The organism is Microcoleus sp. AS-A8, assembly GCA_039962225.1.
Lineage (GTDB): Bacteria > Cyanobacteriota > Cyanobacteriia > Cyanobacteriales > Coleofasciculaceae > Allocoleopsis.
Genome location: JAMPKV010000002.1, coordinates 69,658 through 95,837 on the forward strand (window position 1 = coordinate 69,658; position 26,180 = coordinate 95,837).

General features: G+C 48.8%; 17 protein-coding genes. 10 read left to right on the plus strand and 7 right to left on the minus strand.

Going from position 1 to position 26,180, the window contains the following annotated elements; genetic code table 11:
• Nucleotides 1-9 precede the first annotated feature (9 nt).
• Nucleotides 10-4,725 (minus strand): glutamate synthase-related protein, encoded by a 4,716-nt coding sequence (locus tag NDI48_03515; GenBank protein ID MEP0830270.1) that lies wholly within the window; start codon nucleotides 4,723-4,725, stop codon nucleotides 10-12.
• A gap of 819 nt (nucleotides 4,726-5,544) precedes the next feature.
• On the opposite strand from NDI48_03515, the gene NDI48_03520 reads away from it, so the two are divergent.
• The 9 genes from NDI48_03520 to NDI48_03560 all read left to right on the plus strand — a co-directional run bounded on the left by NDI48_03520 (nucleotide 5,545) and on the right by NDI48_03560 (nucleotide 15,139).
• Nucleotides 5,545-7,683 carry a phosphodiester glycosidase family protein gene (locus tag NDI48_03520; protein ID MEP0830271.1) on the plus strand — a complete coding sequence of 713 codons (2,139 nt, stop codon included), beginning with the start codon at nucleotides 5,545-5,547 and terminating at the stop codon, nucleotides 7,681-7,683.
• A gap of 265 nt (nucleotides 7,684-7,948) precedes the next feature.
• Nucleotides 7,949-8,377: a phosphomannose isomerase type II C-terminal cupin domain gene (locus NDI48_03525; GenBank protein MEP0830272.1), complete on the plus strand. Its 429-nt coding sequence runs from the start codon at nucleotides 7,949-7,951 to the stop codon at nucleotides 8,375-8,377.
• A 314-nt stretch (nucleotides 8,378-8,691) separates the two neighbouring features.
• Nucleotides 8,692-9,039, plus strand: a complete 348-nt coding sequence (locus NDI48_03530; GenBank protein ID MEP0830273.1) for an iron-sulfur cluster assembly accessory protein — start codon at nucleotides 8,692-8,694, stop codon at nucleotides 9,037-9,039.
• A gap of 166 nt (nucleotides 9,040-9,205) precedes the next feature.
• Nucleotides 9,206-9,583 carry a 30S ribosomal protein S12 gene (gene rpsL / locus NDI48_03535; GenBank protein MEP0830274.1) on the plus strand — a complete coding sequence of 126 codons (378 nt, stop codon included), beginning with the start codon at nucleotides 9,206-9,208 and terminating at the stop codon, nucleotides 9,581-9,583.
• A 291-nt stretch (nucleotides 9,584-9,874) separates the two neighbouring features.
• Nucleotides 9,875-10,345, plus strand: coding sequence for a 30S ribosomal protein S7 (gene rpsG, locus NDI48_03540; GenBank protein ID MEP0830275.1), 471 nt, complete (start codon nucleotides 9,875-9,877; stop codon nucleotides 10,343-10,345).
• 163 nt (nucleotides 10,346-10,508) lie between these two features.
• On the plus strand, nucleotides 10,509-12,584 hold the full coding sequence (gene fusA / locus NDI48_03545; protein MEP0830276.1) for an elongation factor G: 2,076 nt from the start codon (nucleotides 10,509-10,511) through the stop codon (nucleotides 12,582-12,584).
• Nucleotides 12,585-12,609: 25 nt separating this feature from the next.
• Nucleotides 12,610-13,839 carry an elongation factor Tu gene (tuf, locus tag NDI48_03550; protein MEP0830277.1) on the plus strand — a complete coding sequence of 410 codons (1,230 nt, stop codon included), beginning with the start codon at nucleotides 12,610-12,612 and terminating at the stop codon, nucleotides 13,837-13,839.
• 190 nt (nucleotides 13,840-14,029) lie between these two features.
• Nucleotides 14,030-14,338 (plus strand): 30S ribosomal protein S10, encoded by a 309-nt coding sequence (gene rpsJ / locus NDI48_03555; protein ID MEP0830278.1) that lies wholly within the window; start codon nucleotides 14,030-14,032, stop codon nucleotides 14,336-14,338.
• Between the two features lie 159 nt (nucleotides 14,339-14,497).
• Nucleotides 14,498-15,139 carry an LON peptidase substrate-binding domain-containing protein gene (locus tag NDI48_03560; GenBank protein ID MEP0830279.1) on the plus strand — a complete coding sequence of 214 codons (642 nt, stop codon included), beginning with the start codon at nucleotides 14,498-14,500 and terminating at the stop codon, nucleotides 15,137-15,139.
• Between the two features lie 104 nt (nucleotides 15,140-15,243).
• Here NDI48_03560 and pheA read toward each other — a convergent pair whose 3' ends face one another.
• Nucleotides 15,244-16,107, minus strand: a complete 864-nt coding sequence (pheA, locus tag NDI48_03565; GenBank protein ID MEP0830280.1) for a prephenate dehydratase — start codon at nucleotides 16,105-16,107, stop codon at nucleotides 15,244-15,246.
• A 296-nt stretch (nucleotides 16,108-16,403) separates the two neighbouring features.
• Here pheA and NDI48_03570 point away from each other — a divergent pair, with 296 nt between their 5' ends.
• Nucleotides 16,404-16,985 (plus strand): DUF1997 domain-containing protein, encoded by a 582-nt coding sequence (locus NDI48_03570; GenBank protein ID MEP0830281.1) that lies wholly within the window; start codon nucleotides 16,404-16,406, stop codon nucleotides 16,983-16,985.
• A gap of 69 nt (nucleotides 16,986-17,054) precedes the next feature.
• On the opposite strand, the gene NDI48_03575 is transcribed toward NDI48_03570, so the two are convergent.
• The 5 genes from NDI48_03575 to NDI48_03595 all read right to left on the minus strand — a co-directional run bounded on the left by NDI48_03575 (nucleotide 17,055) and on the right by NDI48_03595 (nucleotide 25,672).
• On the minus strand, nucleotides 17,055-17,714 hold the full coding sequence (locus NDI48_03575; protein ID MEP0830282.1) for a ribonuclease HII: 660 nt from the start codon (nucleotides 17,712-17,714) through the stop codon (nucleotides 17,055-17,057).
• A gap of 57 nt (nucleotides 17,715-17,771) precedes the next feature.
• The gene (locus NDI48_03580; GenBank protein MEP0830283.1) at nucleotides 17,772-19,823 is read right to left on the minus strand and encodes an Rne/Rng family ribonuclease; all 2,052 of its coding nucleotides are present in this window, start codon (nucleotides 19,821-19,823) and stop codon (nucleotides 17,772-17,774) included.
• A gap of 515 nt (nucleotides 19,824-20,338) precedes the next feature.
• Complete coding sequence (locus NDI48_03585; protein ID MEP0830284.1) at nucleotides 20,339-21,523, minus strand: IscS subfamily cysteine desulfurase; 1,185 nt, start codon at nucleotides 21,521-21,523, stop codon at nucleotides 20,339-20,341.
• Nucleotides 21,524-21,664: 141 nt separating this feature from the next.
• On the minus strand, nucleotides 21,665-23,542 hold the full coding sequence (locus tag NDI48_03590) for a bifunctional serine/threonine-protein kinase/formylglycine-generating enzyme family protein (GenBank protein ID MEP0830285.1): 1,878 nt from the start codon (nucleotides 23,540-23,542) through the stop codon (nucleotides 21,665-21,667).
• A gap of 24 nt (nucleotides 23,543-23,566) precedes the next feature.
• Nucleotides 23,567-25,672: a serine/threonine protein kinase gene (locus NDI48_03595; GenBank protein MEP0830286.1), complete on the minus strand. Its 2,106-nt coding sequence runs from the start codon at nucleotides 25,670-25,672 to the stop codon at nucleotides 23,567-23,569.
• Nucleotides 25,673-26,180: the final 508 nt, after the last annotated feature.

A 26,180-nucleotide genomic window follows, 5' to 3' on the forward strand; every position in this document is an offset into this window, starting at 1 on the left:
TTCAGCGTTCTACTGCACTGAACTCAACACTCTCTCTTCCACAACATCAGGATTGGCTTCTGGAGTATCCGCCTCGGAAGGGGGTACAACTTGCCAGAATTGCGGCAGATACTCAGACCAGTGAGCTAAGATGGTCTTCGCTTTAGGGCTGCCGGTTCGCTCCGCATGAGATTGAATCAGCTCTTTGAGTTGCTGCTCACCGGCTGGCGTCATGACCCGTTGAATCTTGACAATTTCCCGATTGACTTTGTCCTTAAAACTACCTTCTTCATCCAGGAAGTAAGCCAGACCCCCTGTCATACCAGCACCGACATTGCGGCCTACATGACCTAAGACCACAATCACGCCTCCAGTCATGTACTCACAACAGTGGTCGCCGGCTCCTTCAATCACCGCCTGACCTTTAGAATTGCGGACGCCAAACCGCTCACCGGCACCGCCATTAGCAAACAGTACACCGCCCGTCGATCCATAGAGGCAGGTGTTGCCCACAATCACGTTTTGGGCAGGGTCGCAGGCTGCATCTGCGGGTGGCTTAATGATAATTTCACCGCCGTGCATCCCCTTACCCACGTAATCATTGGCTTCACCCTCTAAGACGAGTGTCATGCCCGGAAGGTTGAACGCGCCAAAGCTTTGACCCGCTGCACCTTGGAAGGTTAAGGTAATTTGCCCCTCAAAGCCTGTATCACCATATTGCTTTGCGATCACACCGGCAACGCGTGTTCCTACGCTTCTGTCCGTGTTTACAACACCAACATTTCTGGTTACAGTCCCTTGGTTGCGAATCGCAGCCTGAATCTCAGCATCGGCAAGCAGTTGGTCGTCGAGTACAGGGCCATTACTATGAACAGATTCATGATTGAGCCAGCTACGATTACTCTTGGTATCCGGTAACTGAGTTAGGCAATTCAAGTTCAGGGCATCCGTCTTCGCCAACTTGATCCCCTCCCGTACCTTCAATAAATCAGCCCGACCGATCACTTCTGCCAATGAGCGATAACCCAGGCGTGCTAAGAGCGATCGCACTTCCTCCGCGACAAAGTAGAAGAAGTTGACCACATGCTCTGGGATTCCGGAAAAGCGCTTACGCAGTTGTTCCTGCTGCGTAGCCACACCCACAGGGCAGTTATTGGTATGGCAAATTCGCGCCATGATACACCCTTCAGCAATCATGGCTACAGAGCCAAAACCATATTCTTCAGCGCCCATCAAGGCTGCCATGAGTACATCCCACCCGGATTTCAAGCCACCATCGGCTCTCAGGAGGACGCGATCGCGCAGTTGATTTTCCATCAATACCCGATGCACTTCCGTCACCCCTAATTCCCAAGGAGCGCCCGCATGTTTAATCGAACTTAGGGGAGATGCACCCGTGCCACCGTCATGCCCAGAAATTTGGATGATATCCGCATTCGCCTTAGCTACGCCAGCGGCTACCGTGCCAATCCCAATTTCCGCCACAAGCTTCACTGATACTTGGGCTTGAGGATTAATTTGGTGTAGGTCAAAAATGAGCTGAGCCAAGTCCTCAATCGAATAAATATCGTGGTGAGGCGGCGGCGAAATCAAGGTGACTCCTGGCTTAGAGCGCCGCAGCATGGCAATGTAAGGACTAACCTTCTTACCCGGTAGCTGTCCCCCTTCTCCTGGCTTAGCGCCTTGAGCCATTTTGATCTCGATTTGCTTGCCATTCACCAAATACTCCGGTGTCACCCCAAAGCGACCGGAGGCTACCTGCTTAATCGTTGAACTCGCCGTATCCCCATTCCGTAACCCTTTGAGGTGAGGCAGGGTGGGAGACAGTCCGGCTTGATCAACATCATCCAGAACTTTGTAGCGAATCGGGTCTTCTCCGCCTTCGCCAGAGTTGGATTTCCCGCCGATGCGATTCATGGCGATCGCTAAAACTTCATGGGCTTCCCGTGACAGTGCGCCCAGAGACATCGCCCCTGTACAGAAGCGCTTGACAATTTCCTCGACAGGTTGTACTTCTTCAAGCGGAATTGGAGCGCGATCGCTCGTGAAGTCCAGCAAATCCCGCAGTGCCGTCACTGGACGCCCTGCCAAAGACTGCTTATACATCTCGTAATGGTCGTAGTCCCTGGTGGCTACTGCCTTGTGCAGTGCCTTCGACATTTCGGGACTGTTCATGTGATATTCCCCACCCGGACGGTACTGGACAAAACCAAAGTTTTCCAGTTTCTTCCCTGTCAATTCCGGGAAGGCTCGGCTGTGGAACGAGATGACTTCCTGCGCCAATTCAGCAATGCTTAAGCCACCCAAGCGTGAGGTTGTGCCTCTAAAGCCCAGATTCAATAAATCTGTGCCAATTCCAATCGCCTCAAAAATTTGAGCGCCCTGGTAAGACGACAGCAGCGAAATCCCCATTTTAGAGAGGATTTTCAACAATCCCCCTTCTACAGCCTTACGATAATTTTTCTGGGCTTGTTGTATCGTGAGGCTCTGGATTTTACCCCGTTCCATCAGTTTTTGAGTCTTCGGATCGGCCCACCACTGACGCACAGATTCCAACGCCAGATACGGACAAACGGCTGCCGCGCCATAGCCAATCAAGCAGGCGAAGTGATGGGTACTCCAACACTGTGCCGTATCCACAACTAGGGATGCCTTCATCCGCAGCCCTTGGTGAATCAGATGATGGTGGACGGCACCCACGGCTAGCATCGGGGGAATGTAGCTGTAATTTTCGCCAATTGAACCGCCGACTCTGTCGCTTAAAATCAGAATCTTCTTCCCAGAAGCAACGGCTTGGGCGGCGTGATCGCATAAATTCCGCACAGCCACCTCCAGCCCTTGAGGGCCAGCCGTAATTTCAAATAAGGTTGAGAGTTCAGCCGTTTCAAACCCCGAAGCTTTCACCGCCTCTAAGTCCACCTCGTTGAGCATGGGCGTCTCCAGCTTTAACCTCCGGGCATACTCCGGCTTGGCATCTAAGAGATTCCCTCGTTCACCTAGGTGCATACTCAACGACATCACCAAACTTTCCCGCAGGGGGTCAATCGGTGGGTTAGTCACCTGGGCAAAGCGCTGCTTGAAGTAGTCATAGAGCAATCTGGGCTTATCCGATAGCACGGCTAAGGGAGTATCATCGCCCATGCAGAACGTGGGTTCCTTTGCTTCGATACTCATCGGCTCGATGATCAGATCAACATCCTCTGCCGTGTAGCCAAAGGCGGTTTGCTGGCGCAGTAATACCGATGTCTCTAACCGAGGGCTTTCGACGAAAGGTTGTGGCTGTAAAACAACACGGTGTTGTTGCAACCACTCTCCATAAGGCTTCCGAGTCGCAACCCGTTGCTTAATGTCCCAGTTTTTCAAAATCTCGTGGCTTTCTAAGTCCACAGCAATCATCTGCCCTGGCCCTAGTCTCCCCTTTTCCACAATCTCGGCTTCGGGCAAGTCTACTACCCCGGCTTCTGAGGCGACGACCACATAGCCATCCCGTGTGATGCTGTAACGCGCAGGCCGCAGTCCGTTGCGATCCAGAGTGGCTCCCACAACATTGCCATCACTGAACACTAACAGCGCTGGGCCGTCCCACGCCTCCTGAATTCCTCTGTAGTATTCGTAAAAATCAACAATTTCCGGATATTTCTCCAAATCCGGCTGATTTTGGTACGCTTCTGGTACCATCATCATTAACGCTTCCATCGGGCTGCGCCCGGATTGCACCAATAACTCCAGTACGTTATCTAGCGTCGCGGAGTCACTGTTGTCGGGATTGACAATGGGCTTGAGGTCATCCAATTCGCTGGCTAATTCAGCGGGCGTGCTGAGTGCTGCCTCTTGAGCCTTGATTTCATCCTCCGTCGTTCTCACGCCCCACAGCGGATGAGTTAAGTCAGCCTCACGAGCCATCATCCAGTTGATATTGCCCAACAGCGTATTAATTTCGCCGTTGTGTCCCAACAGCCGCATGGGCTGAGCCAGGGGCCATTTGGGCAGAGTGTTCGTACTAAAGCGTCGATGGTAGACGGCAAAGGGACTTTTGTAAGCTGGATTTTTCAAGTCCGTATAAAACTCGCCCAGTACCTCTGAGCGCACCATCCCTTTGTAGACAATGGTGCGGCTGGAGAACGAACACACATAGAAATTGTCAGACCCTTTCACCGTATCGTCTGACTCTAACGCCTTACTAATGCGACGCATGGCCTTGAACAGAGCACGCTCCAGTTCATCTCCCTGCTTCGTTGGGGATAGAACAATCATCTGTTCAATTCGAGGTTCGTTCTCTTGTGCTTGTAAACCCAGAACCGAGTCTTTCACGGGTACGACTCGCCAGCCCAAAACGGTCAACCCCTCTTGCCCCAACACCTCTTCAACAGTGGCACGGGCTTTGTTGAGCAGAGCCGTATCTTTGGGCAGAAACAACATCCCTACTCCCAACTGTTCCTTGGGCGGCATATCTAGGTTTTGCTCGGCAAACCAAGGCTGCAATACCTCCCAGGGAATAGCGCTCATTAAACCCGCACCATCCCCAGAATCTTGATCGGCGCTACATCCTCCCCGGTGCTCTAAACAACTGAGGGCAGACAAAGCCTGCTCAATCAGTTCGTGGGTGGCACTGCCGCCACAAGAGGCAATGAAGCCAACACCACACGCATCCCGTTCTTCTACCAACCACCGTTGACCTGAATAGGGTTGAGCGCCCTGATTGCCTGAGTAACCTTGTTGATTGACCTTGATGCTCCTGTTATTCATCTGATGATTCACGATTTTTAGGGATACAAATTTACGGATTGAATGCTGTTGAGTTGGTAGTTGATTCTTAGTTCACTTTTACAAAGCCTATTGAAAAATTAGAAACATTGGCCTTAGTGGGTCAATCTACTGACTCTATGGGGAAGCCTACAGGAATACTCTTGGGGTGAGGAGTTGATGAACTCTAGGTTGGCGGCTAACATCAACGCTGAATCCTCAACTTTACAATCGAGGCAATTCAACCTAGAGGCTTGACGAGCAGACCGATCTGAGTGCTTCAATGGTCTAAGGAGTGTAACCCACTTACCGAATGGCGAGAGGGGAGAGCGGAGTTAGCGCTTCGAGAAATACTCTTAAAACCTCATGGAGACACCGACATCTGCCTTTCTTGACAGAGTAGAAATCTTACTAGGAAATCCTCTACTCTAGCAATCCCCGATTTTAGGCCGCGCTATTGTAACTTTAACTACAGAATTTTCCAGGAATTTCTGTAATACGGCTCAACGCGATTGAGCCAGCAGCGATTAAAGGTTTTTGGGCAACGCTGTGTCACTAGCCGTCCCTGTGCCGGAAATATAGTGTCCTCTCCTGTATTGGTAAAGACAACAAGACAACAGGAACGCGAATCTTCCCTGTTGCGTGAGCAATTTCCCACTTGGAGCAGTAAAGTTCAACCCCAGTTGGGGCCTCACTTCTTATTATGAGGCTCAACCTCAGAAGGTGAGCGCCCTAAAGTCATTATTTCTTGATATGCTGCCCAAGACTTCACTTCAATGATTGACTTCTACAGACCCCAATCTTGGTCAAAGAGGCTAGTGGATGAGCAAAAGAGCAAGACCCGAAAAGAGACGTACCGAGTACATCGTTTGGACAACGATTTCTAAGCGCACCCTTGTCCTTTTTATACTATCCCTTGTTGGCTCATCTCTCGCCTTCGCCAGTACCAGCCTCGAAACTCGTGATCCGTCACTCTTACACAGCCATGAAACGAGGCTCAACCCGCCTGCCGTTGTTGCTAAGGCCACACTCCCTCCTCCTCAGGTGGATTTTTTGTCTGAGGGTTCGCCTTTGGTCACCCCGCACAACATCCGCTCTGTTGTGGATAAGCCGCCGTTGAGCGAGCTTTCACCTGTTTCTGAGAAGGCCGTTACGGTTCGTACACCGGAAACGCCGATCGCTGCCCGCTCAGTTTCAATTTTATCACAAGGGGCATCGAAGGGCGCTCGCCAGGGTACTCAGGTGTCTTTAAATGGTCGGGTCTATAAAGTGGCCTGGAGGCAGTGGCAAGTGGGTGCATCGGTTCGCACGGCTATCAGCGATGTAGGTGTGATGCAAAGCTTGGGGCTGGAATTGTTAAGTACTAAGGATTGGACACGACAACCGATACAGTGGTTTTCAGACCCAACCCGAACACCACTGGTTCTGGTCACGCAACGGGATGCGGTTTATCGTTATCTCGATGTGAGCGATTTTGCCAAAATTGCCGGTTTGCGACTAAAAGTAACGGGCGATCAGCTACAGATTACTTCGGTGCCTGCGCGATTAAAAAATATTCAACAAGGAACTCAGGCTTGGGGTTCGCGGATTGTCATCGATCTAGACCGCCCAACGCCCTGGCAAGTCAGCGATGGCGTCACCGAAGGGGTGATTACCCTAGATGCCTCAACTGACCCTTCCCTAATCGAGCGCTTTCAGGCTCCTCCACCTCAGCCACCTCAGCTACCTCAGCCGATGCAAGAGGTTGAGGATATAGCTCCTGTGCCTGTTCAGCCTCCCAGCAATTTGCCTGTTTTTCGCGTGGAAAACGGTCAAAACCAAACCACAATTCGCGTTCAGATTCCAGCCGGTCAGCGAATACAAGTTTTCAGTGTTCCTAAGCCTAATCGCTTAGTGATCGACCTTCGACCCGATGCCCTAATGGAGAAAGAAATCCTTTGGGCACCAGGAATCCGGTGGCGTCAGCAATATGTGAATTTAGGCGACTCCCGATTTCCCGTCGTATGCCTAGAAGTTGACCCAAAAGCTAACCGGATGAGCTTTAGACCGATCTGGAGCAATCGCATGACCCAGGTGGGAACCACTCCACTGATCCAAATGGCTCCTTCGTGGCAAGCTGCTGCGGCAATTAACGCTGGCTTTTTCAATCGCAAAACTCAATTCCCCTTGGGAGGCATTCGTCGCGATGGTCGTTGGTTTTCTGGACCGATTCTCAATCGAGGTGCGATCGCTTGGAACGATCAGGGGCAATTCAAAATTGGGCGTCTCAGCCTGCAAGAAATTTTGGCAACCTCAACGGGGATGAATCTACCCGTCCTTTTCCTCAATAGTGGCTACGTCAAAGCGGGCATTTCCCGTTATACCCCGGAGTGGGGACCGACCTACACGCCGCTTACGGATAATGAAATCCTTGTTTATGTGCAAAACAACCAAGTTACAGGTCAGCTTCCAGGAGGGATGACGGGTCAAACCGCTTTTCCTATCCCCAGCGATGGCTACCTCTTGACTTTAAGGGGCGATGGCACTGCTGCGGCTGGTTTTCTCAACGTGGGAGAACCCGTGAGCCTTGGGCAGGGGACTAGCCCCACTGACTTCGCGACTTACCCCCAAATCTTAGGGGCTGGCCCTGTGCTTTTAGAAAATCGACAAATTGTCTTGGATGCCAAAGCGGAGCAATTTAGTGATGCTTTTAGTCAACAAATGGCGATTCGGAGTGCGATCGGCACCACCGCATCTGGCACTGTGATCATTGCGGCTATCCATAGTCGGGTCGGTGGACGAGGTCCTTCTTTAGCCGAAACAGCTCAGTTGATGCAGCAGATGGGAGCGATCGATGCCCTCAATCTCGACGGTGGCAGCTCTACTGGACTTTATCTAGGAGGTCAACTTCTGGATCGGTCTCCTTCTACAGCCGCCCGTGTTCACAATGCCTTAGGACTTTTTCTTGCGCCCGCACCCTAGTGGTCTTCGCATCAGTGTTGATGGATAGCAATATTCAAAAGCTTTAAACAATTAAAGCTTATTTAAAGTCAACGCTTTATATTGTGAAGACTTGTTATAAATTAACCCCAAAGAGCCGCTTATAGATGACCAGAACCAGAAGGCATTTGCTATGTTGGATTGTGATTGGGTCGCTCTGTTTTTACTAATCTGGCAATAGTGCAATAGTAGTACCCGACAAACAAGTTTTCCCCCGACTTTATAGCCGTTCTCAGGAGAAAAAAGTATGGTTCAGTCTCAAGACGTTTCTCAAGTCCCGGCACTTCCCTTACCCACCTCAATAACGGCTGAACGTGTTGCCGCGACAGAGCTGCGACCTTGGGGTTCATTCACGGTTCTGGAAGAAGGACGAGGCTACAAAATTAAGCGAATTGAAGTCAAGCCCGGTCATCGACTCAGTTTGCAAATGCATTACCATCGGAGTGAACACTGGATTGTCGTTAGCGGTACCGCTAAGGTCATCTGTGGAGATGACGAATTGGTTATTCACCAAAATCAGTCTACCTATGTCCCCCAAGGTAATATGCACCGACTTGAGAATCCAGGGGTTATTCCCTTAGTCTTAATCGAGGTTCAAAATGGAGAATATCTCGGAGAAGACGATATTACGCGATTTGAAGATGACTACGCCCGTAGTAAGGCTCAACAGCAATAGTTAGTGTGCCAGAGTGGACAACCAATAAGTAGGCTAGAACTTGTGGATGTTTGCTGATGTTCACTGACGGCTTAGGGCAGGTTTGTCAACCGACAACTGAATGTAAAATTCAGCTCAACTGAGAATTGATGACTCTTAGATAGGTAGTGTTAAAGAGAGGGGGCTTAATGTCCCCTCTTTTTACGTGATAATATGTCAACCTTACGGCAATAGGACTTACACGGTGTAACGATAGCTCAAGAGTTTGAGAGGCTTCACGCTCACTGTGAATAAGTCCAGGGCTATAGGCTTATCTGCGATGTAGGTGTTACCTGATGATTAATCTGAGTGAAGCGGCTATTGGTGAAATAAAACGTTTACAGTTGAGGCGTCACAAACCAGAAGCACGATTACGCCTGGGTGTTCAAAAAGGAGGGTGTACTGATCTGTACTACACGATTGACTTTGAGGAAGCACCCAAGTCTGGCGATCGCGTCTATGAGTGTGGCGATATTTCTATAGTGGTCGATGAAGTAAGCTTTAACTACATCAGTGAGCTAACACTGGATTACTCAGAAGATCTGATGGGAGGTGGGTTTCGCTTTCATAATCCGAACGCTGTAGAAAGCTGTGGTTGTGGCAACTCCTTTCGAGTCGCGTCAGACGTGTCCACACAACCCTAACCTTCCCAATTTAGGGTTGTCTCCCACATTGAGGAAAAGCAAAGGAAGACTTGCTTCCCAAATTTTGCGGCTTTCGTTGACATTACACTCGAAAGTTAGATATAGTTAGAATTTGTCAATACTTAAACAGTTAAACCGTTTAAGGGAGCTGTACACGCCTTAACTCATGCCCACTATCCAACAGCTCATTCGGAGCGAACGCGCCAAAGCTAAGAAGAAAACTAAGTCGCCTGCACTCAAACAATGCCCGCAGCGTCGTGGTGTTTGCACCAGAGTCTATACGACAACACCGAAGAAACCCAACTCAGCCTTGCGGAAAGTGGCAAGAGTCCGTCTGACTTCGGGTTTTGAAGTGACTGCTTATATTCCAGGGATCGGTCACAACCTACAAGAACACTCGGTTGTGATGATTCGGGGCGGTCGTGTTAAAGATTTGCCTGGAGTGAGATACCACATTATTCGAGGAACCTTAGATACCGCAGGCGTTAAAGATCGGCGTCAAGGACGTTCTAAGTACGGAACTAAACGTCCTAAGGCTAAGTAAGATAAAAGTCTATCTTTCCTGAATAACTCGTGAAAATAGTTTGAACGTTCTCCAACCTCATTAGAGGTTTCAGCTATCCTGAATAAGGAGAGCTTTTTTTCCTGCCGTAGGAGTACTTGATAGAAGTAAAACCTTGGCAAGATGGGGAAAATTCAGCAGGTCAAAGATATTGACGACTTCAAGCTGAAAAAACCCGAAACTTGAGAATTTTGGAGTACCTTGCACCTTCAAGGTATGATTCTGTCCCTGTGTAACTCTTCAACTATCGCTATTATTTCTTAAGGGCTTACTATGTCTCGTCGCACAGTTATCAAAAAGCGTCCTATCCCTCCTGACCCGGTCTACAATAATCGCTTGATCAGTATGATGGTGCGGCGGATCATGCGTCATGGCAAGAAATCTATTGCCAATCGAATTATTTATGACGCCATGAAAATCATTGAGGAACGGACGGGTAACGATCCTCTGGATACATTTGAAAGCGCCGTGAAAAATGTAACACCGTTGGTTGAGGTGAAAGCTCGCCGGGTAGGCGGAGCAACTTATCAAGTGCCGATGGAAGTTCGCTCTGAACGGGGAACAACTTTGGCGTTACGTTGGTTGATCCGATTTTCCAGGGAAAGAGGGGGTCGTTCCATGGCTAGTAAGTTAGCCAATGAATTGATGGATGCCGCTAACGGAACCGGAAATGCGATTCGCAAGCGTGAAGAAACACATAGGATGGCAGAGGCCAATAAAGCTTTCGCCCACTATCGGTACTAATTACTGAACTCTGGCAACAGGCTTGTGATGCCTGTTCGACAGCGTGGGGGGCGGGTTTGTCGGCGACTCAAGTCCGCAAATCACTAAAAATTTAATCAAAGTATAGAATTGTAAAGAGATAGCAACGTGTTAAAGACTGGCGGCAGAGAGGAAGGAGGTAGCTGTGGCACGTACCATCCCGCTTGAGAGAGTACGCAATATCGGGATTGCAGCCCACATTGATGCGGGCAAAACAACAACAACGGAACGAATCCTGTTTTATTCAGGAATGGTTCATAAAATCGGAGAAGTCCACGAAGGAACAGCCGTAACGGACTGGATGGAGCAAGAGCGGGAGCGGGGAATCACCATCACTGCCGCAGCCATCAGCACGAGCTGGAACGACCATCGGATTAATATTATTGATACTCCGGGTCACGTTGACTTCACGATTGAAGTTGAGCGCTCCATGCGGGTATTAGACGGCGTGATTGCCGTGTTCTGCTCCGTGGGAGGTGTTCAACCTCAATCTGAGACAGTATGGCGGCAAGCAGACCGCTATAAAGTGCCCAGAATCGCGTTCATCAACAAGATGGACCGGACGGGGGCGAATTTCTTCAAGGTATACAATCAACTGCGCGATCGCTTACGAGCCAATGCTGTGGCGATCCAAATCCCCATTGGGAGTGAAACCGAACTGAGGGGAATTGTGGATTTGGTTCGGATGCGAGCCAAGATTTATGCCAATGACATCGGAACGGATATTCAAGATACAGAAATTCCCGATGATGTCAAAGAGCAGGCCGAAGAGTACCGCGCCAAGTTAATTGAATCGGTTGCGGAAACTGATGAAGCGCTGATTGAGAAGTATCTGGAAGGCGAAGAACTCACTGAAGAAGAAATTCGGAGTGCCCTTCGCAAAGGAACCGTTACCGGAGCGATCGTTCCTGTACTATGCGGCTCTGCTTTCAAGAACAAAGGTGTTCAACTCCTGCTAGATGCAGTCGTCGATTACTTGCCAGCTCCCGTTGATATTCCTCCCATTCAGGGAACCCTACCCGACGGAACGGTAGCGGAGAGAGCCCCTGATGATTCAGCCCCCTTGTCAGCTCTGGCTTTCAAGATTATGGCAGACCCATTTGGTCGTTTAACCTTCCTGCGGGTTTACTCTGGGATACTCAAAAAAGGTAGCTACATCCTTAATTCCACCAAAGACCAGAAGGAACGCATCTCCCGCTTGATCGTTCTCAAAGCGAACGATCGGATTGAAGTGGACGAGTTGCGAGCAGGCGACTTGGGAGCTGCGATTGGTTTGAAGAATACCTTTACGGGTGACACGATCTGTAATGAAGATTCGCCAGTCATCTTGGAATCTCTCTTCATTCCAGAACCGGTAATCTCCGTAGCTGTCGAACCGAAAACCAAGCAAGATATGGAGAAGCTCTCCAAAGCTCTCCAATCTTTATCGGAAGAAGACCCGACGTTCCGTGTCCACGTAGACCCAGAAACCAACCAAACCGTAATTGCGGGGATGGGTGAGCTGCACCTGGAAATTCTGGTAGACCGGATGCTGCGAGAGTTCAAGGTAGAAGCGAATGTCGGTGCGCCGCAGGTGGCTTACCGGGAAACAATTCGCAGAGCCATTAAGACTGAGGGTAAGTTTATTCGCCAAAGTGGCGGTAAAGGTCAGTACGGTCACGTCGTGATCGAATTGGAGCCAGGAGATCCGGGTACCGGTTTTGAATTTGTCTCCAAGATTGTAGGCGGTTCTATTCCGAGAGAGTACGTTTCACCCGCTGAGCAGGGGATGAAAGAAGCCTGTGAATCCGGAATTTTAGCTGGATATCCGGTCATTGACTTGAAAGCCACTCTAGTCGATGGGTCTTTCCACGAGGTAGACTCTTCGGAAATGGCCTTTAAGATTGCTGGTTCAATGGCGATTAAGGACGGCGTGCTGAAAGCTTCGCCGGTACTGTTAGAGCCTATGATGAAAGTAGAGGTTGAAGTTCCTGAAGACTTCCTTGGAGATGTCATGGGTGACCTCAACTCTCGCCGTGGTCAAATTGAAGGCATGGGTTCTGAGAGCGGTGTGGCTAAAGTCACTGCTAAAGTTCCATTAGCAGAAATGTTTGGCTATGCTACGGATATCCGCTCTAAGACCCAAGGTCGAGGTATCTTCTCGATGGAGTTTAGCCACTATGAGGAGGTGCCTCGCAACGTGGCTGAAGCCATCATCGCGAAGAGCAAAGGGAACGCATAAATAGGAGAAAAGGAACACGTAATTCATGGCACGCGCAAAGTTTGAAAGGAATAAACCCCACGTCAACATCGGTACAATCGGTCACGTAGACCACGGCAAAACGACGCTGACAGCGGCAATCACCATGACCTTGGCAGCGATGGGTCAAGCGCAAGCAAGAAAGTACGATGAGATTGATGCGGCACCGGAGGAAAAGGCGCGGGGGATTACGATCAACACCGCCCACGTAGAGTACGAAACCGAAAATCGGCACTATGCTCACGTCGATTGTCCGGGGCACGCTGACTATGTGAAAAACATGATCACAGGTGCTGCTCAAATGGATGGAGCAATCCTCGTGGTGTCAGCCGCTGATGGTCCGATGCCTCAAACACGGGAGCATATCCTGCTGGCTAAGCAGGTAGGTGTTCCTAGCCTGGTTGTCTTCTTGAACAAGCAAGACATGGTGGATGACGAAGAACTACTGGAACTGGTAGAACTCGAAGTTCGCGAGCTCCTCAGTAGTTATGAATTTGATGGTGATAACATTCCCATCGTTGCGGGTTCGGCTTTGCAGGCTGTAGAAGTCATGACGGGTAACCCGAAAACCCAACGGGGAGAAAATGAGTGGGTTGATAAAATCTATTCGTTGATGGATGAGGTGGATTCTTACATTCCCACACCAGAGCGGGATATTGATAAGCCTTTCCTGATGGCCGTAGAAGATGTCTTCACCATCACAGGTCGTGGAACCGTAGCCACGGGTCGGATTGAGCGGGGCAAGGTCAAAATCGGCGATAAAGTTGTGTTGGTGGGAATTAAAGATACTCGCGAGACAACCGTCACTGGTATTGAGATGTTCAAAAAGAGTCTCGATGAAGGGATGGCTGGTGATAACGCCGGAATTCTGCTCCGAGGGATTGAGAAAAAGGATATTGAACGGGGAATGGTCATCGCCAAGCCAGGTTCAATTACCCCTCATACCCAGTTTGAGTCGGAGGTGTACGTCCTGAAGAAGGAAGAAGGTGGTCGTCACACTCCTTTCTTCCCTGGCTACCGCCCTCAGTTCTACGTCCGCACAACGGATGTGACTGGTACCATTAGTGCCTTTACGGCTGACGACGGCACTACAGCCGAGATGGTGATGCCGGGAGACCGCATCAAGATGACAGTAGAACTGATTAACCCCATCGCGATTGAACAAGGTATGCGCTTTGCTATTCGTGAAGGCGGTCGTACCATTGGTGCAGGTGTCGTTTCCAAAATCCTGAAGTAGCCCATAGTGCTACCTAAGGCTGAGCGGGAGCAGAAAGGCAAAAGCTTTTCTGCTCCTAATTACTCTGTTTTGAGCAATTCGGACGACTGAATTGAAGGTTGAAAGGTTAAAATCTTTCAACTTTTAAATCTTCTTTCCTATCCCTATTCACTAATCTATTCAGAACCTAGACAACTAAAAAATGGCAACGATTCAGCAGCAAAAAATTCGGATTCGTCTTAAAGCCTTTGACCGGCGACTGCTTGACACCTCTTGCGAGAAGATTGTGGATACAGCTAACCGAACAAATGCCACAGCAATTGGGCCAATTCCCTTACCAACACGGCGTCGTATTTACTGTGTTTTGCGCTCTCCTCACGTTGATAAAGATTCACGGGAACACTTTGAAACACGCACTCACCGCCGCATTATTGATATTTATCAGCCTTCCTCAAAAACCATTGATGCTCTGATGAAACTGGATCTACCGGCTGGGGTTGATATTGAAGTCAAACTCTAGTCTGAGTCATTAGTCATTAGTTCTTAGTCTGGGAGGAAGGGGAGTCAGTTCACAGCAGTGAGTTGTTAGTTGACCAACGACTAAGGACTGATGACCAATGACCAATAACATCCGTTAAAGTAGGTAAAGAAGCGCAGTTACCCTTTTCACTAAGGCACAATGGCATCCTCCTCATCAATTGCTGTTAGAGAACTCCCCTTGTTTCCACTGCCAGAAGTGGTTCTTTTTCCTGGGCGTCCTCTTCCTCTACACATCTTTGAATTTCGCTACCGAATCATGATGAACACGATTTTGGATAGCGATCGCCGATTTGGGGTGTTAATGTGGGACCCGGTTCAAGGCCAACCCGCCGCCGTTGGCTGTTGTGCTGAGATTATCCACTTTCAGCGTTTGCCCGATGATCGGATGAAAATATTGACATTAGGGCAGCAGCGATTTCGCGTTTTGGAATACGTTCGTGAAAAGCCCTATCGTGTAGGGCTGGTGGAATGGATTGAGGATAAGCCACCCGAAAAAGACCTAAGAATCATGGCCAGAGATGTCGAGCAACTCTTGCGAGATGTGGTGCGGCTTTCTTCCAAGTTGACTGACCAGAGAATTGAGTTACCCGACGATTTACCCGATCTACCGAGAGAATTATCTTACTGGGTGGCTAGCAATCTTTACGGCGTGGCATCAGAACAGCAAGCACTTTTAGAGATGCAGGATACAGTGAAGCGTTTAGAACGCGAGGCCGAAATTCTGACCTCAACTCGCAATCATTTGGCCGCCCGTACAGCTCTTAAAGATGCCCTGAAATAAGGCATAACATCTAAGTATAATAATCACCCATAACATAAAACTTCAAAAATTATCAAAGAGGCGCGATGCATCACGTCTCTTTGCGCTTTTATCCTGAGTTACTATTAATCCTGACACATGTCTGTAGGCTCAATCACTAAAACCCTATAGCTGCCAAAAATTTTGAGAATTTCTGTATGAGAGGCTAATTCAGAAAGAGCCACTTGCACAGCAGATTTAGAAGCATCGGCTTCGATATCAATAAAGAAAAGGTACTCACCCAGCGATCGCTTAGTCGGTCGAGACTCAATCCGGCTCATGTTAATTCCTCGCATCGCCAGGACTTGAATCGACTCTACAAGCGCTCCAGGTCGATTAGCGGGCAAGCTAAACGCCAACGAAGTATGAGTGCCACCCAGTGAGGGCTGCTTCCCCAGAACCCAGAATCGAGTACAGTTATCGGGATAATCATTAATGGTAGATGCCAGGATCGGCAGATTGTAAAGCTGCGCTGCTCGTTGAGATGTAATCACCCCCGCTGTATAGTCTTCGTCCAAATTTTGTAGCGCCTCTGTTGTCGAGTTCGTCGGAACTAACTGTGCCGAGGGTAGAAATGTTTCCAGCCACTTCTGACACTGAGCCAAAGCTTGTGGATGGGAATAAACAGTTTTGATCGCCTCTAGAGATGAACCTCGTGACAGCAGAGCGTGCCTGATGGGTAACACCAGCGCTTGTTGAATTTGCAGCGTATCCAATTGCCAGAGGGAATCTAGTGTAACCGCCACAGTGCCCTCAATTGAATTTTCCACCGGGACAACGCCTAGATCGGCTTGTCCCTGTGCCACCCCTCGAACAGTTTGGGCGATGCTGGGATAAGGACATAGCAGCGCTTGATGAACGCTATTTTCGGCAAGAGTGTGAACGTAAGCTAGAGCAGCGGCTTCTGCGTAAGTACCAGGGGGTCCGAGATGGGCAATAGAGATTGACATAAACTAAGAGCTTTCAAACTCAGTAAACACTTCTTTTTACTGGTCTGGGCAAGACGCTGTCAACATTCCATGCCAGGGAATCAGCTGGCAGAACCCTACATGCCTCCGACAGCTTTCCTCAGGAAGATGGCGTGTTCTTATATGAATATTTATGATTTAAAAATTCATAAACATCCATTGATGCATCATCGTTGAAACCGCGATACCATTTCAAAAAATAAAAAAATCCTTTCAAAGAGTTAAACTTTGTAAAATAAGATTAATAAAGCCGCCTTAAAGCTGAAGGCTTTTTCCCTATGAACACCCAGTTTGTTGCATCCCAATCCGTTGAAATCACTGTACCGGAAGAACCCGTTCCTATTCAGCATTATTTACGTCAGCCCCAACGCCTAGTTCATGCGATCGCAGACCCAAATTTGATTAAGCCAATCAGTCAAGAGCGATATCAATTGCAACTACGCCCGTTAAATTTTCTGTCCTTAACATTTCAGCCGACTGTCACGCTGAAAGTATGGGCAGACGCTGATGGTACCGTTCATCTAAGCTCTGTAAGCTGCGAAATTCGAGGATTGGATTATATTAATCAACGATTTGCTCTCGAACTTAAGGGAAAACTCTATCCAGTTCAAAACAACGGAGTGACCCAACTTAAAGGCAAAGCGGATTTAAAAGTCAACGTTGATATACCCCTGCCCTTTTCCCTGACTCCTCGGCCCATTTTAGAAACCACTGGCAATAGCTTGCTCAAAAGCGTTTTACTCAGGATTAAACAGAGATTAATGCATCAGTTATTGTTGGATTATCGACAATGGGCGAACCAAGACGCGCCAACCCTGATTCATGCTCAGCCAACAGAAGCTTTCACCGCCAAGGGTTGAAGGTTGGAAGTTAAAACATTGAGAATAGCGATTAACTGACTAAGCTGCCACTGACTCACCTTCAACCTACTATCCAACCCGGCAGGGACGAAAGGACATGCGGTGCAAGGGTGAAGGCCCGTATTGTTGCAATGCTAATCGATGTCGCAGTGTCCCATAACCTTTATTGGTTACCAAATCATAATCTGGATACTTGACGGCTAAACGAATCACCAGTTCATCACGCCAGACCTTAGCCACAATACTAGCCGCGGCGATTTCTAGCGATCGCTGATCGCCCTTCACCATCGGTTGTTGTGGCCAAGGCAAGTTGGGAAGACCCTGATTACCATCAATCAGACAAATATCGGGCTGTACTTTCAGCTTGAGAATCGCCCGTTTCATCGCTAGCAAGGAAGCTTGCAAGATATTAATCTGGTCGATTTCCTGCGACGTGGCATAGCCAATTCTCCAATCCAGGGCTAACCTTTGAACTTCCTTGGCCAGCTTTAAGCGTCGAAGAGGAGACAACTGTTTGCTGTCTTTAACACCAGCCAGAGCAAGCTGCGGCAGGACAGAGATCGGTAAAATCACCGCTGCCGCCACCACCGGGCCAAATAAAGCACCTCGCCCCACCTCATCTACACCAGCAACTAATCTTGGATGACCCGATAAATCAGGTAAGTCACAAAAATTGGATTGCCCCTGAGACTTCGGGGGCAGAACGAGTCCGGTGGTGTCTATCGGCATCCTTTCGGCTCCCTTTCCTCTCAAATCAAGCTTGCCCCTGTGAGGCATGATGTTCGTTTAACTAGCCGTCGAATCCTCACCATCTGTAGCCGAAGAACGACGGCGACGGCGGCGGATCACAGGACGGTTGCTGTCTGATTCACCGATAGCGGTCGAGTCAGATGGCATTTCTAGTTCAGATGTATCAGCCGATGAAGTTACCAGCAATGGTTCTGATGTCTCTGCGTCCTCATCAACGGGAGCCACAGCAGAGGATCTAATCACAGGTGCTGAGTGTTGCGCGGCCTCTGGCGTTAGCGCAAAGCTGGATGGTGCAGAAGACGATTCAGCAACTTCCTCGTTTTCTTCTTCAGTTTGACCTGATTCTCCAGGAAGTACCACTGAAAGAATCACTGATTTAGGATTTCTGATCTCTCGGTTTAACCGCACCAGTGGAGAAATTCCCATCAAAGCATAAACATCTTGCTCCTCTGGAGACATCTCGATGGCTACGACTTCGGGCGGGTCTATCTCTTTAGGGGTCTTGATCAGCTGGGGTTTTACAGTGCGCTCCCCTAGTTCTAACAGCTCACCTTCTGCCACCGGTTCTGACTTTCCGGAGAGGATAGGCGTTGGGCGAGAGATGACTTTCGTCGTCAGTGATTCCTCCTTCGCTACGGGTTCATCGAGACGACGACGGCGGCGACGGCGGTTATTCGGATTATTGGGTAGCCCGCGTTCTTGATAGCTAGGATGATGCACCAAGTCTACGTCCTCAGCGTCATCAACCGGAGAGAGATCGAGAGGCTCAGGAATTTCTGGTGTCCGAGGTTCCCGGAGTATAGCCGGAACAGCCGGCTCAACAAATTCCTTGGCTGGGCGTTCCCGTTCCGCCTCACCGGGAAGCCGGACTGAATGCCCCAAACCCCCGCAGACAGAACAAGTTTGACCAAATAACTCGTAAATATTTTGACCCTGACGCTTGCGGGTGAGTTCGACTAAGCCGAGTTCCGAAAGTTGGGCAATCTGGGGTCTAGCTTTGTCCGATCTCAAGGCTTTGTTGAAGTGTTCTAGTACCTGCAACTGGTCTCGCCTGGAGTCCATGTCAATAAAGTCAACGATAATTACGCCCGCTAGGTTACGCAGGCGCAATTGGCGGGCGATTTCTGTGGCAGCTTCACAGTTTGTCCAGAGTACGGTTTCTCGTGCCGTTGCCGATCGCGTGAAAGAACCAGAGTTAACATCAATCACCGTCAGGGCTTCTGTCGGTTGGATGATAATGTAACCCCCTGAAGGCAAATCTACTCTGGGTTTGAGGGCTTCTCGAATCGCCGCATTCACCCGGAAGTAATCGAGAATCGAAATGCGATCGCGGTGATGGTCAATTAAAACCCCTTCCGGTGATCGACCTCCACTCCAACTGAGCAAGTGCTGCTTGACCCGCTTGACTCCCGTATGGGAATCGACCACAATTCGATTCACATCCGCCGTATACATATCCCGCAGCACGCGCTGAATAAAATCATCATCGCGGTTGAGTAAGGCGGGTGCCCTCGTGGAATTCGCTTCCTGTTGGATGGATTCCCATTGTTTTTGTAGGGCTTCCAAATCCTCAATGATCGCTTCTTCCGCTCTCCCCTCGGCTTCGGTTCGCACCAGCAGCCCCATGCCAGCCGGTTTGATCAGCACGGCAAGCGCTCTCAGGCGGTTGCGTTCGTTATCGTTCTTAATCCGCCGGGACAAATTGACGCCCCGTCCATAAGGCATCAGCACCAAATAACGGCCTGGTAAGCTGATATTGCCAGTCAGCCGAGGGCCTTTATTGCCCGTCGGCTCTTTCATCACTTGAACTAAGACTTTTTGTTGGGGAGTCAGCAGTTCGGTAATCGCCCCCGCACTGCGTTTCAGACGTAAAGGACCTAAATCGGTGACATGAATAAAGCCATTCCGGTCTGGGTCACCAATGTTTACAAAAGCCGCATCTATCCCCGGTAAGACATTTTCTACAACACCGAGGTAAATATCACTCACTTGGTGGTTGCCCGTTGCCACCACAAGTTCTTGAATTTGATCTTCCCAAAAGACAGCAGCAAGACGGTGTTGCTCTGCAATAATAATTTGCTTTGGCATTCAATTTCCTCAAAAATTGGCAGGAAGCTTAGGTACTGAGGCTTTCTATCCCTCTTGCTTCGGCTACCCAAGATAACTGTGTCAATAACTGTGTATGCGAAATCTCTAGCTTCATCTAGAAAAAATAGAGCTTTTGAACCCAAGAGTGACTGAATATAACTCGACACTCCTGTTGGTCAACTTTTCCTAATCGAGTGATTATCCAATAACCTACCCTTCCACAAAGGGTAAACATTGGAATTTTAAAGGCGTGAGCAGAAAAACTGGAAGAGCGAACAAGTTGCGTTCAGAATCTACTGGTAGTTTACAGGGGTGAATCCCTCTGGAACTTTGATCAGCAACTCTTCGTGATCAGCAACTGTTCCTATGATGGTGTATTATACCGCGCTGTTCCTCAGATGCCACTTTATTTGAGTTAGTAGCTGCGCTCTCGATATATTCGCGCCCTTCCTAATATTGCCGCTCTTCGCCCCACGCTGGCTACACTTGGCTTGACCCTTAACCAATACTTTACTTCATTTTACGGCTTTACGAAAAGTGGCAGATTGTGATTGTCGCAGAGACTGAATCGTGGCGATTGTGTGTTGAGCGATACAATCCATTTCATCGGCTGTATTACAGCGCCCAATCCCAAATCGTACCGAGGCATAAGCCAGTTGTTCAGAGTGCCCCAGAGCTAATAGGACATGAGAGGGAGCTGCTTTGACGGAGGAACAAGCCGCACCCGAAGAAACGGCTACGACAGACTGCAATCCCAACAGCAGCGCCGAACCATCAACGTCTTCTATACTAATGTTAAGATTTCCTGATAGTCGCTGAGTCGGATGACCGTTGAGATGAATTCCCTCCAGTTGACTCAAAGGCTGCCACAGGCGATCGCGTAACTGGGTAAGGCGTCTTGACTCCGTTTCTCGTTCTGCCAGCCCTAATTCAACAGCCTTAGCAAACCCCGCAATTTGAGGTGTACATAGCGTACCAGAACGCATTCCCCGCTCATGTCCCCCACCGTGAATTTGGGGGGATAACCGAACTCTAGGGTTACGCCGTCTGACATATAATGCCCCAATTCCCTTCGGGCCATAAACCTTATGGGCGGTTAGGGACATCAAGTCAATTTTCATCCCCTCGACATCTAAAGCTATTTTCCCAATGGCTTGAGCCGCATCGGTATGAAAAAGTACCTGATGCTGTCGGCAAATTGCCCCGATTTCTGCCAACGGCTGCAATACTCCAATTTCGTTATTCGCTGCCATCACCGACACTAAAATCGTATCGGGACGAATTGCCTTTTCTAACTCGGTTAAATCAATTAATCCATCCGGTTGTACCGGGAGAAACGTTACCTCAAACCCTAAAGATTGGAGGTACTGACAGGGGTCAAGAACCGCGTTATGCTCCGTTTGTACGGTAATAATGTGACGCCCTTTGCTGAAATAGGCTTCAGCTACACCCTTAATCGCTAAATTATTCGCCTCTGTCGCACCACTGGTAAAGACAATTTCTTCCGGCGTGGCGTGGATGGCATCTGCCAGGATAGATCTTGCGCGTTGAACGGCGGCTTCAGCCTCCCAGCCATAAATATGACTGTTGCTAGCTGGATTGCCAAAATGTTGTTTGAAGTAGGGCAACATCGCCTCTAATACCCGTTCATCGAGGGGCGTGGTTGCGTGGCAGTCGAGGTAAATGGGGCGATGAGACATGGCGATCGGCGGATGAGATGACCCAGATTCTTTAATATACTCAGAACCTGATATAGTTCATTTTCGCGCTTCCTCAGTGGCTTTACTCAGGATTTCGGCTCGTTGTAATGGTAAATGGGAAGAGGGAAAGGGTTAAGAAGTCTAGGCAGAGGTACACACAACCCGAAAACCGAGACGGCTCATCCGAGCGGTCGATTCACTCCTAAAGCGAGATGCACTACGGCAATACTTCGGCTCGTTAGGCCACGAACCACCGCGCATGATTCGAGCACCTCTATTATTTTCATTAGCCCAAACTCTCCTGTCTGAGGGTGCCCTATTGTAATTATCATGCCAATGGTCAGCACACCATTCCCAGACATTGCCATGCATATCGTATAGGCCAAAGGCATTAGGGTGAAAACAGCTAACTGGGGAGGTTTTCTGTCGATATATTCCTTTTGAGCCAGAACCGTAGACATTATGACCGTTGTAGTTAGCTAAATCAGTGGTAATTGTTTCGCCAAAATGGAATGGTGTTGTAGTTCCAGCGCGACAGGTATATTCCCATTCCGCCTCGCTGGGTAGGCAATAGTTACGTCCAGTTTTCTGTGACAACCTCTCACAGAATTCGACGGCTTCATTCCAGGTGATGCTCTCTACAGGAAGATTTTTCCCCTTGAAGTAGGATGGGTCTGGGTTTAATGCACAATTCACTTGAGGTAAATTAACAACGACTCTCCACTGAGCCTGAGTGACGGTAAACTTGCCCATGTAGAAGGGAGTTACAGTTACTGAGTGGTGTGGGCTTTCATTGCTACTTCGTCCTTCTTCAGAATCCGGTGAACCCATCAGAAAAGTGCCCCCAGGAATCGCTACCATTTCTAGAATTACCCCACTACCCAAGTCTTCAGTAAAAAACTCAGCTTGGCTGCGACGGCGGCTGATTTTCCAAGTGAAGTTGATGCCAAAAATTCCAGATTTTTCCTTTTCAAAGAATGCAACATCAAATTCAAAGCGTTGCAGCCTTAGAGCATTAGTTGGCAACTTACTGGAAACCGTGAGCGGTACTTTTGCCGGATACAACTTTTGTTCAATTTGCTGTAACTCTTGCAAAATCACCTGAGTATTAGCCGGACGTTCTCCTGGTAACCGTGCCATTAAATAATCCAGGAAATCCGCTAGCAGGGATGAGACATTATTCGCAGCAGGATGCCAATTACATTCATCCGTGTAAGGATCATAAAACTGATTAGGGTGTTTCCCCGTTAGTAAATAAACAAACGTGCGTCCTAACGCGAAAAAATCCGATTGTAGAACGGCATGTCCTTTCTGTTGCTCTGGTGCCCCATAATCAGGCGTATAAGCCTGTGTATTTTGACCCCCAGCTATAATCGTTGATGTGATTTCTCTGGCAGTGCCAAAATCAATTAATACTAATGTGCCATCGGGTTGCAGCATAATATTGGATGGCTTGATATCCCGATGAAAAAAGTTATGGCTATGTACCACATCCAGGATAGTTACCAATTCGGCTAGCCATTGTAGGGCTAATTTTTGATTAATTGGGCGATTCTGTCGCTGCTGAAGATACTCCTCTAAATTCATTCCCTCAATGTATTCCATCACCAAGCAGTGAAGAGGTTCAGTGCTATTTCGGGGAAAAACAGTAAAGTACCCGTCTGGCTCAACTTGAGGAATTCCGGGATGATTTAACTTGCTGAGAACTTCTGCTTCGCGCTGAAATAGCTCAACATATTTGGCATCATTATTAGTCAGGAGTTTGAGGACTTTAGGCGTGTTGCGATCGCCGCTTGCAGCAGTGCGCTTTGCGCCATCACTCACTTCATAAGTCTTACCGAATCCCCCCTCACCCAGTTTGCGTGTGGCACGGTAGCGCCCTTCTAGGAGTAATTCTGAACCACAGGTTGGGCAAAATAGCAAGTTATCAGGACTTTCAGGTTTTGGGCAACTGGGGTTGATGCAGAGGCTCATCAGGACAGCAGGTAGCGGCTTGATTGCTAGTTTAGCTTTACCCAATGTTTACTCGAAAGAGAATTGTAGTCAGCGCGATCGCCAAACCTCAATCGTTCCATCCTCACTACCCCCACTCACCAGGGTTTTCCCATCAGGACTGAATGTGAGAGTATGAACTGGGTCAGAAAGTCCGGAAATAGTATCTTGCAGTTTTCCAGTCTGGAGATTCCAAAGCTTGATGCTCTTATCCTTAGTCCCACAGGCGAGAGTCTGACTATCAGGGCTGATGGCGATCGACTCCACAATGCCTAACTTCCCTGAGAACGTCTTCCTCGGACTGCATGACGATGCATCCTTACACCCCGCTAACAAATTCTCCAAGTTCCACAAATTAATTTGGTCATAACTACCACTAACCAGGGTTTTGCCATCCGGACTGAAGGTAACGGAACGAACCATCTGACCTGAAGGGCTAGAAAGAGTGGTAATTAGCTTACCCGTGGGTACATGCCATAACTTGATGGTTTTGTCATCGCTAGCATCGGCAAGAGTTTGTCCATCGGGACTAAATGCCACCGCATAAACCCAGTTGGAATGTCCAGAAAGCGATCGCACCTGTTTCCCCGTGCTTACATCCCAAAGCTTAACCGTCTTGTCCGCACTACTAGTAGCAAGAGTCTGCCCATCAGGACTAAAGACAACCGACAACACGTACTCAGAATGTCCGGAAAGGGGACGCAGAAGTTGTCCTGTTTTCAAATTCCAGAGTTTAATCGATCCGTCTTTACTACCACTGGCGATTATCCCGCCATCGGGACTGATGGCAACCGACATTACCTTATCCTGATGTGCAGACAAGGTTTTCAGGGGTTTCCCATCGGGCATACTCCACAACTTAATTTTTTTGTCAACACTTCCACTCACCAAAATTTGCCCGTCTGGACTGATGGCAACGGAGTAAACTTCCTTGGAATGCCCGATGAGGGTGTTAACGGGTGAACTCTTGTGTCCACTCACTAATAACTGATTAGTGTTCAAAAATTCGGCGTTGGGCAATTTGTAAAATCCCACAGTCAAGGCTGTAGCTGTCACAAGCCCTGCACTAATGCGCTTCAGCCAATAGGATTTCTTATCAAGGGTACTTATAGACGCGTTACTCGCTTGTACCTTGTCTTGAAGAGGTGCTGAAGTGACCAGCGCCTTAGAGGCTGAGGGTTGAGGTGGTAGTGTTGCCGTAACAGCGTTTGCAGTTGAGGCGGGAGGGATGGTTAAGGTGTAGGTGCCAGACGTATCGCCATAGTTTGACGGATTCTTCAGTGATGCAATCGCTTGAAGGGCTTCTGTTGCCGTCTGGAAGCGTTGCCGATAGTCGTAGCGCACCATTTTATCTAACACATCCGCCAACGGCGGACTTACCTCAACCTCAACATCGACTGGCAACGCCTCCCGATTGCGCCATATAATTTCACTGGTTCTGGGGTCTTCGGGTAGCTGATTGGCTGGTATTCCTGTAAGCGCCTGAATCCCCAGCATCCCCACAGCATAAATATCACTACAAAATCGTGGTTTACCGCTGAGTTGTTCGTTCGGCATGAAACCGGGCGAACCAACCGCCACTGTCAACGTTGTCTGTCCTTCAGGATGAACAATCTGAGTGCTGACTTGTTTGACCGCCCCAAAGTCAATCAGGACAATTCTACCGTCCTGTTTGCGCCGGATTAAATTCGAGGGTTTGATATCTCGATGAATGACACCCTTGTCGTGGACAAACTCTAATATTTGTAAAATTTCCTGCAACAGGTCGATAACCTGGGTTTCACTCAACCGCTTGCCAGCAGGGAGTTCCTGCTTGAGTTCACCGCCTTCAATAAATTCCTGAACCAAATAAAACTGTTCATCCTGCTCAAAATCCGCTCTGATTTCAGGGATTCGAGGATGGTTGCCCAACTGGTAAAGAACTTTGGCTTCCCTCTCGAACAAAACTCTTGCTGTCTGCAAGGTATCTGGATTTTTAGACTTGGGCTGAAGTTGCTTAACGACACACGGCGAGTTACTCGGTTGCTGTAAGTCTTCGGCAAGGTAAGTCTGACCAAACCCCCCGCCTCCCAAGTGTTGGATAATTTGGAAGCGATCGCAAAGAATTTTCCCGATGATGGCGTTTGTGCCCTGGCTATTTAGAGTATTACCTTGCATGACCTTGATGCAGTGGCAGATGATAGGGAGCGAACTAAACCTGTATTTATCAAGAATTATTAAAGGGCTTTAACTTTTGCAGTCTAAAGATTGGAGCGACTTGACTGAATTGACTGAAGTAAAATGCACCTTATATTTTTGCAGTTGTAGATTAAAGCGACTTACGGATTCGTAATAAAAACTACTTGCTAGTGTAGCTTGGAGAGTTGGGAAATTTAAAGGCTGGCGCGATCGCCTAAAAAATAGACCTAGCTTGAAAATAAGGCAGAAGGCAGAAGGCAGAAGGCAGAGGGCAGAAGGGATAAGAATTTTCATTTATTCGTTGTGGGCGATCGCCCCTGGGATCTATCTTGAAAGTCTACTTTCATCGCAATGTTCGTGAGCGATCAGCTTTGCTGGTGCACTAGACTTCGTCTCGCTTCGCTAACGCGCAATCGCATCGATGTGGGGTCTCTTGCAAAAGTAGAAATTCACCTGTAATTGATATCTAGTACAGCGCGGCGGAAAT

Coding starts and splice junctions, on each gene's coding strand:
- NDI48_03570 (MEP0830281.1), top strand. CDS start 16,404: ATGAACACCCAGTTTGTTGCATCCCAATCCGTTGAAATCACTGTACCG.
- NDI48_03520 (MEP0830271.1), top strand. CDS start 5,545: ATGAGCAAAAGAGCAAGACCCGAAAAGAGACGTACCGAGTACATCGTT.
- NDI48_03515 (MEP0830270.1), bottom strand. CDS start 4,725: ATGAATAACAGGAGCATCAAGGTCAATCAACAAGGTTACTCAGGCAAT.
- NDI48_03560 (MEP0830279.1), top strand. CDS start 14,498: ATGGCATCCTCCTCATCAATTGCTGTTAGAGAACTCCCCTTGTTTCCA.
- NDI48_03575 (MEP0830282.1), bottom strand. CDS start 17,714: ATGCCGATAGACACCACCGGACTCGTTCTGCCCCCGAAGTCTCAGGGG.
- NDI48_03585 (MEP0830284.1), bottom strand. CDS start 21,523: ATGTCTCATCGCCCCATTTACCTCGACTGCCACGCAACCACGCCCCTC.
- NDI48_03525 (MEP0830272.1), top strand. CDS start 7,949: ATGGTTCAGTCTCAAGACGTTTCTCAAGTCCCGGCACTTCCCTTACCC.
- rpsL (MEP0830274.1), top strand. CDS start 9,206: ATGCCCACTATCCAACAGCTCATTCGGAGCGAACGCGCCAAAGCTAAG.
- pheA (MEP0830280.1), bottom strand. CDS start 16,107: ATGTCAATCTCTATTGCCCATCTCGGACCCCCTGGTACTTACGCAGAA.
- NDI48_03530 (MEP0830273.1), top strand. CDS start 8,692: ATGATTAATCTGAGTGAAGCGGCTATTGGTGAAATAAAACGTTTACAG.
- tuf (MEP0830277.1), top strand. CDS start 12,610: ATGGCACGCGCAAAGTTTGAAAGGAATAAACCCCACGTCAACATCGGT.
- NDI48_03595 (MEP0830286.1), bottom strand. CDS start 25,672: ATGCAAGGTAATACTCTAAATAGCCAGGGCACAAACGCCATCATCGGG.
- NDI48_03580 (MEP0830283.1), bottom strand. CDS start 19,823: ATGCCAAAGCAAATTATTATTGCAGAGCAACACCGTCTTGCTGCTGTC.
- rpsG (MEP0830275.1), top strand. CDS start 9,875: ATGTCTCGTCGCACAGTTATCAAAAAGCGTCCTATCCCTCCTGACCCG.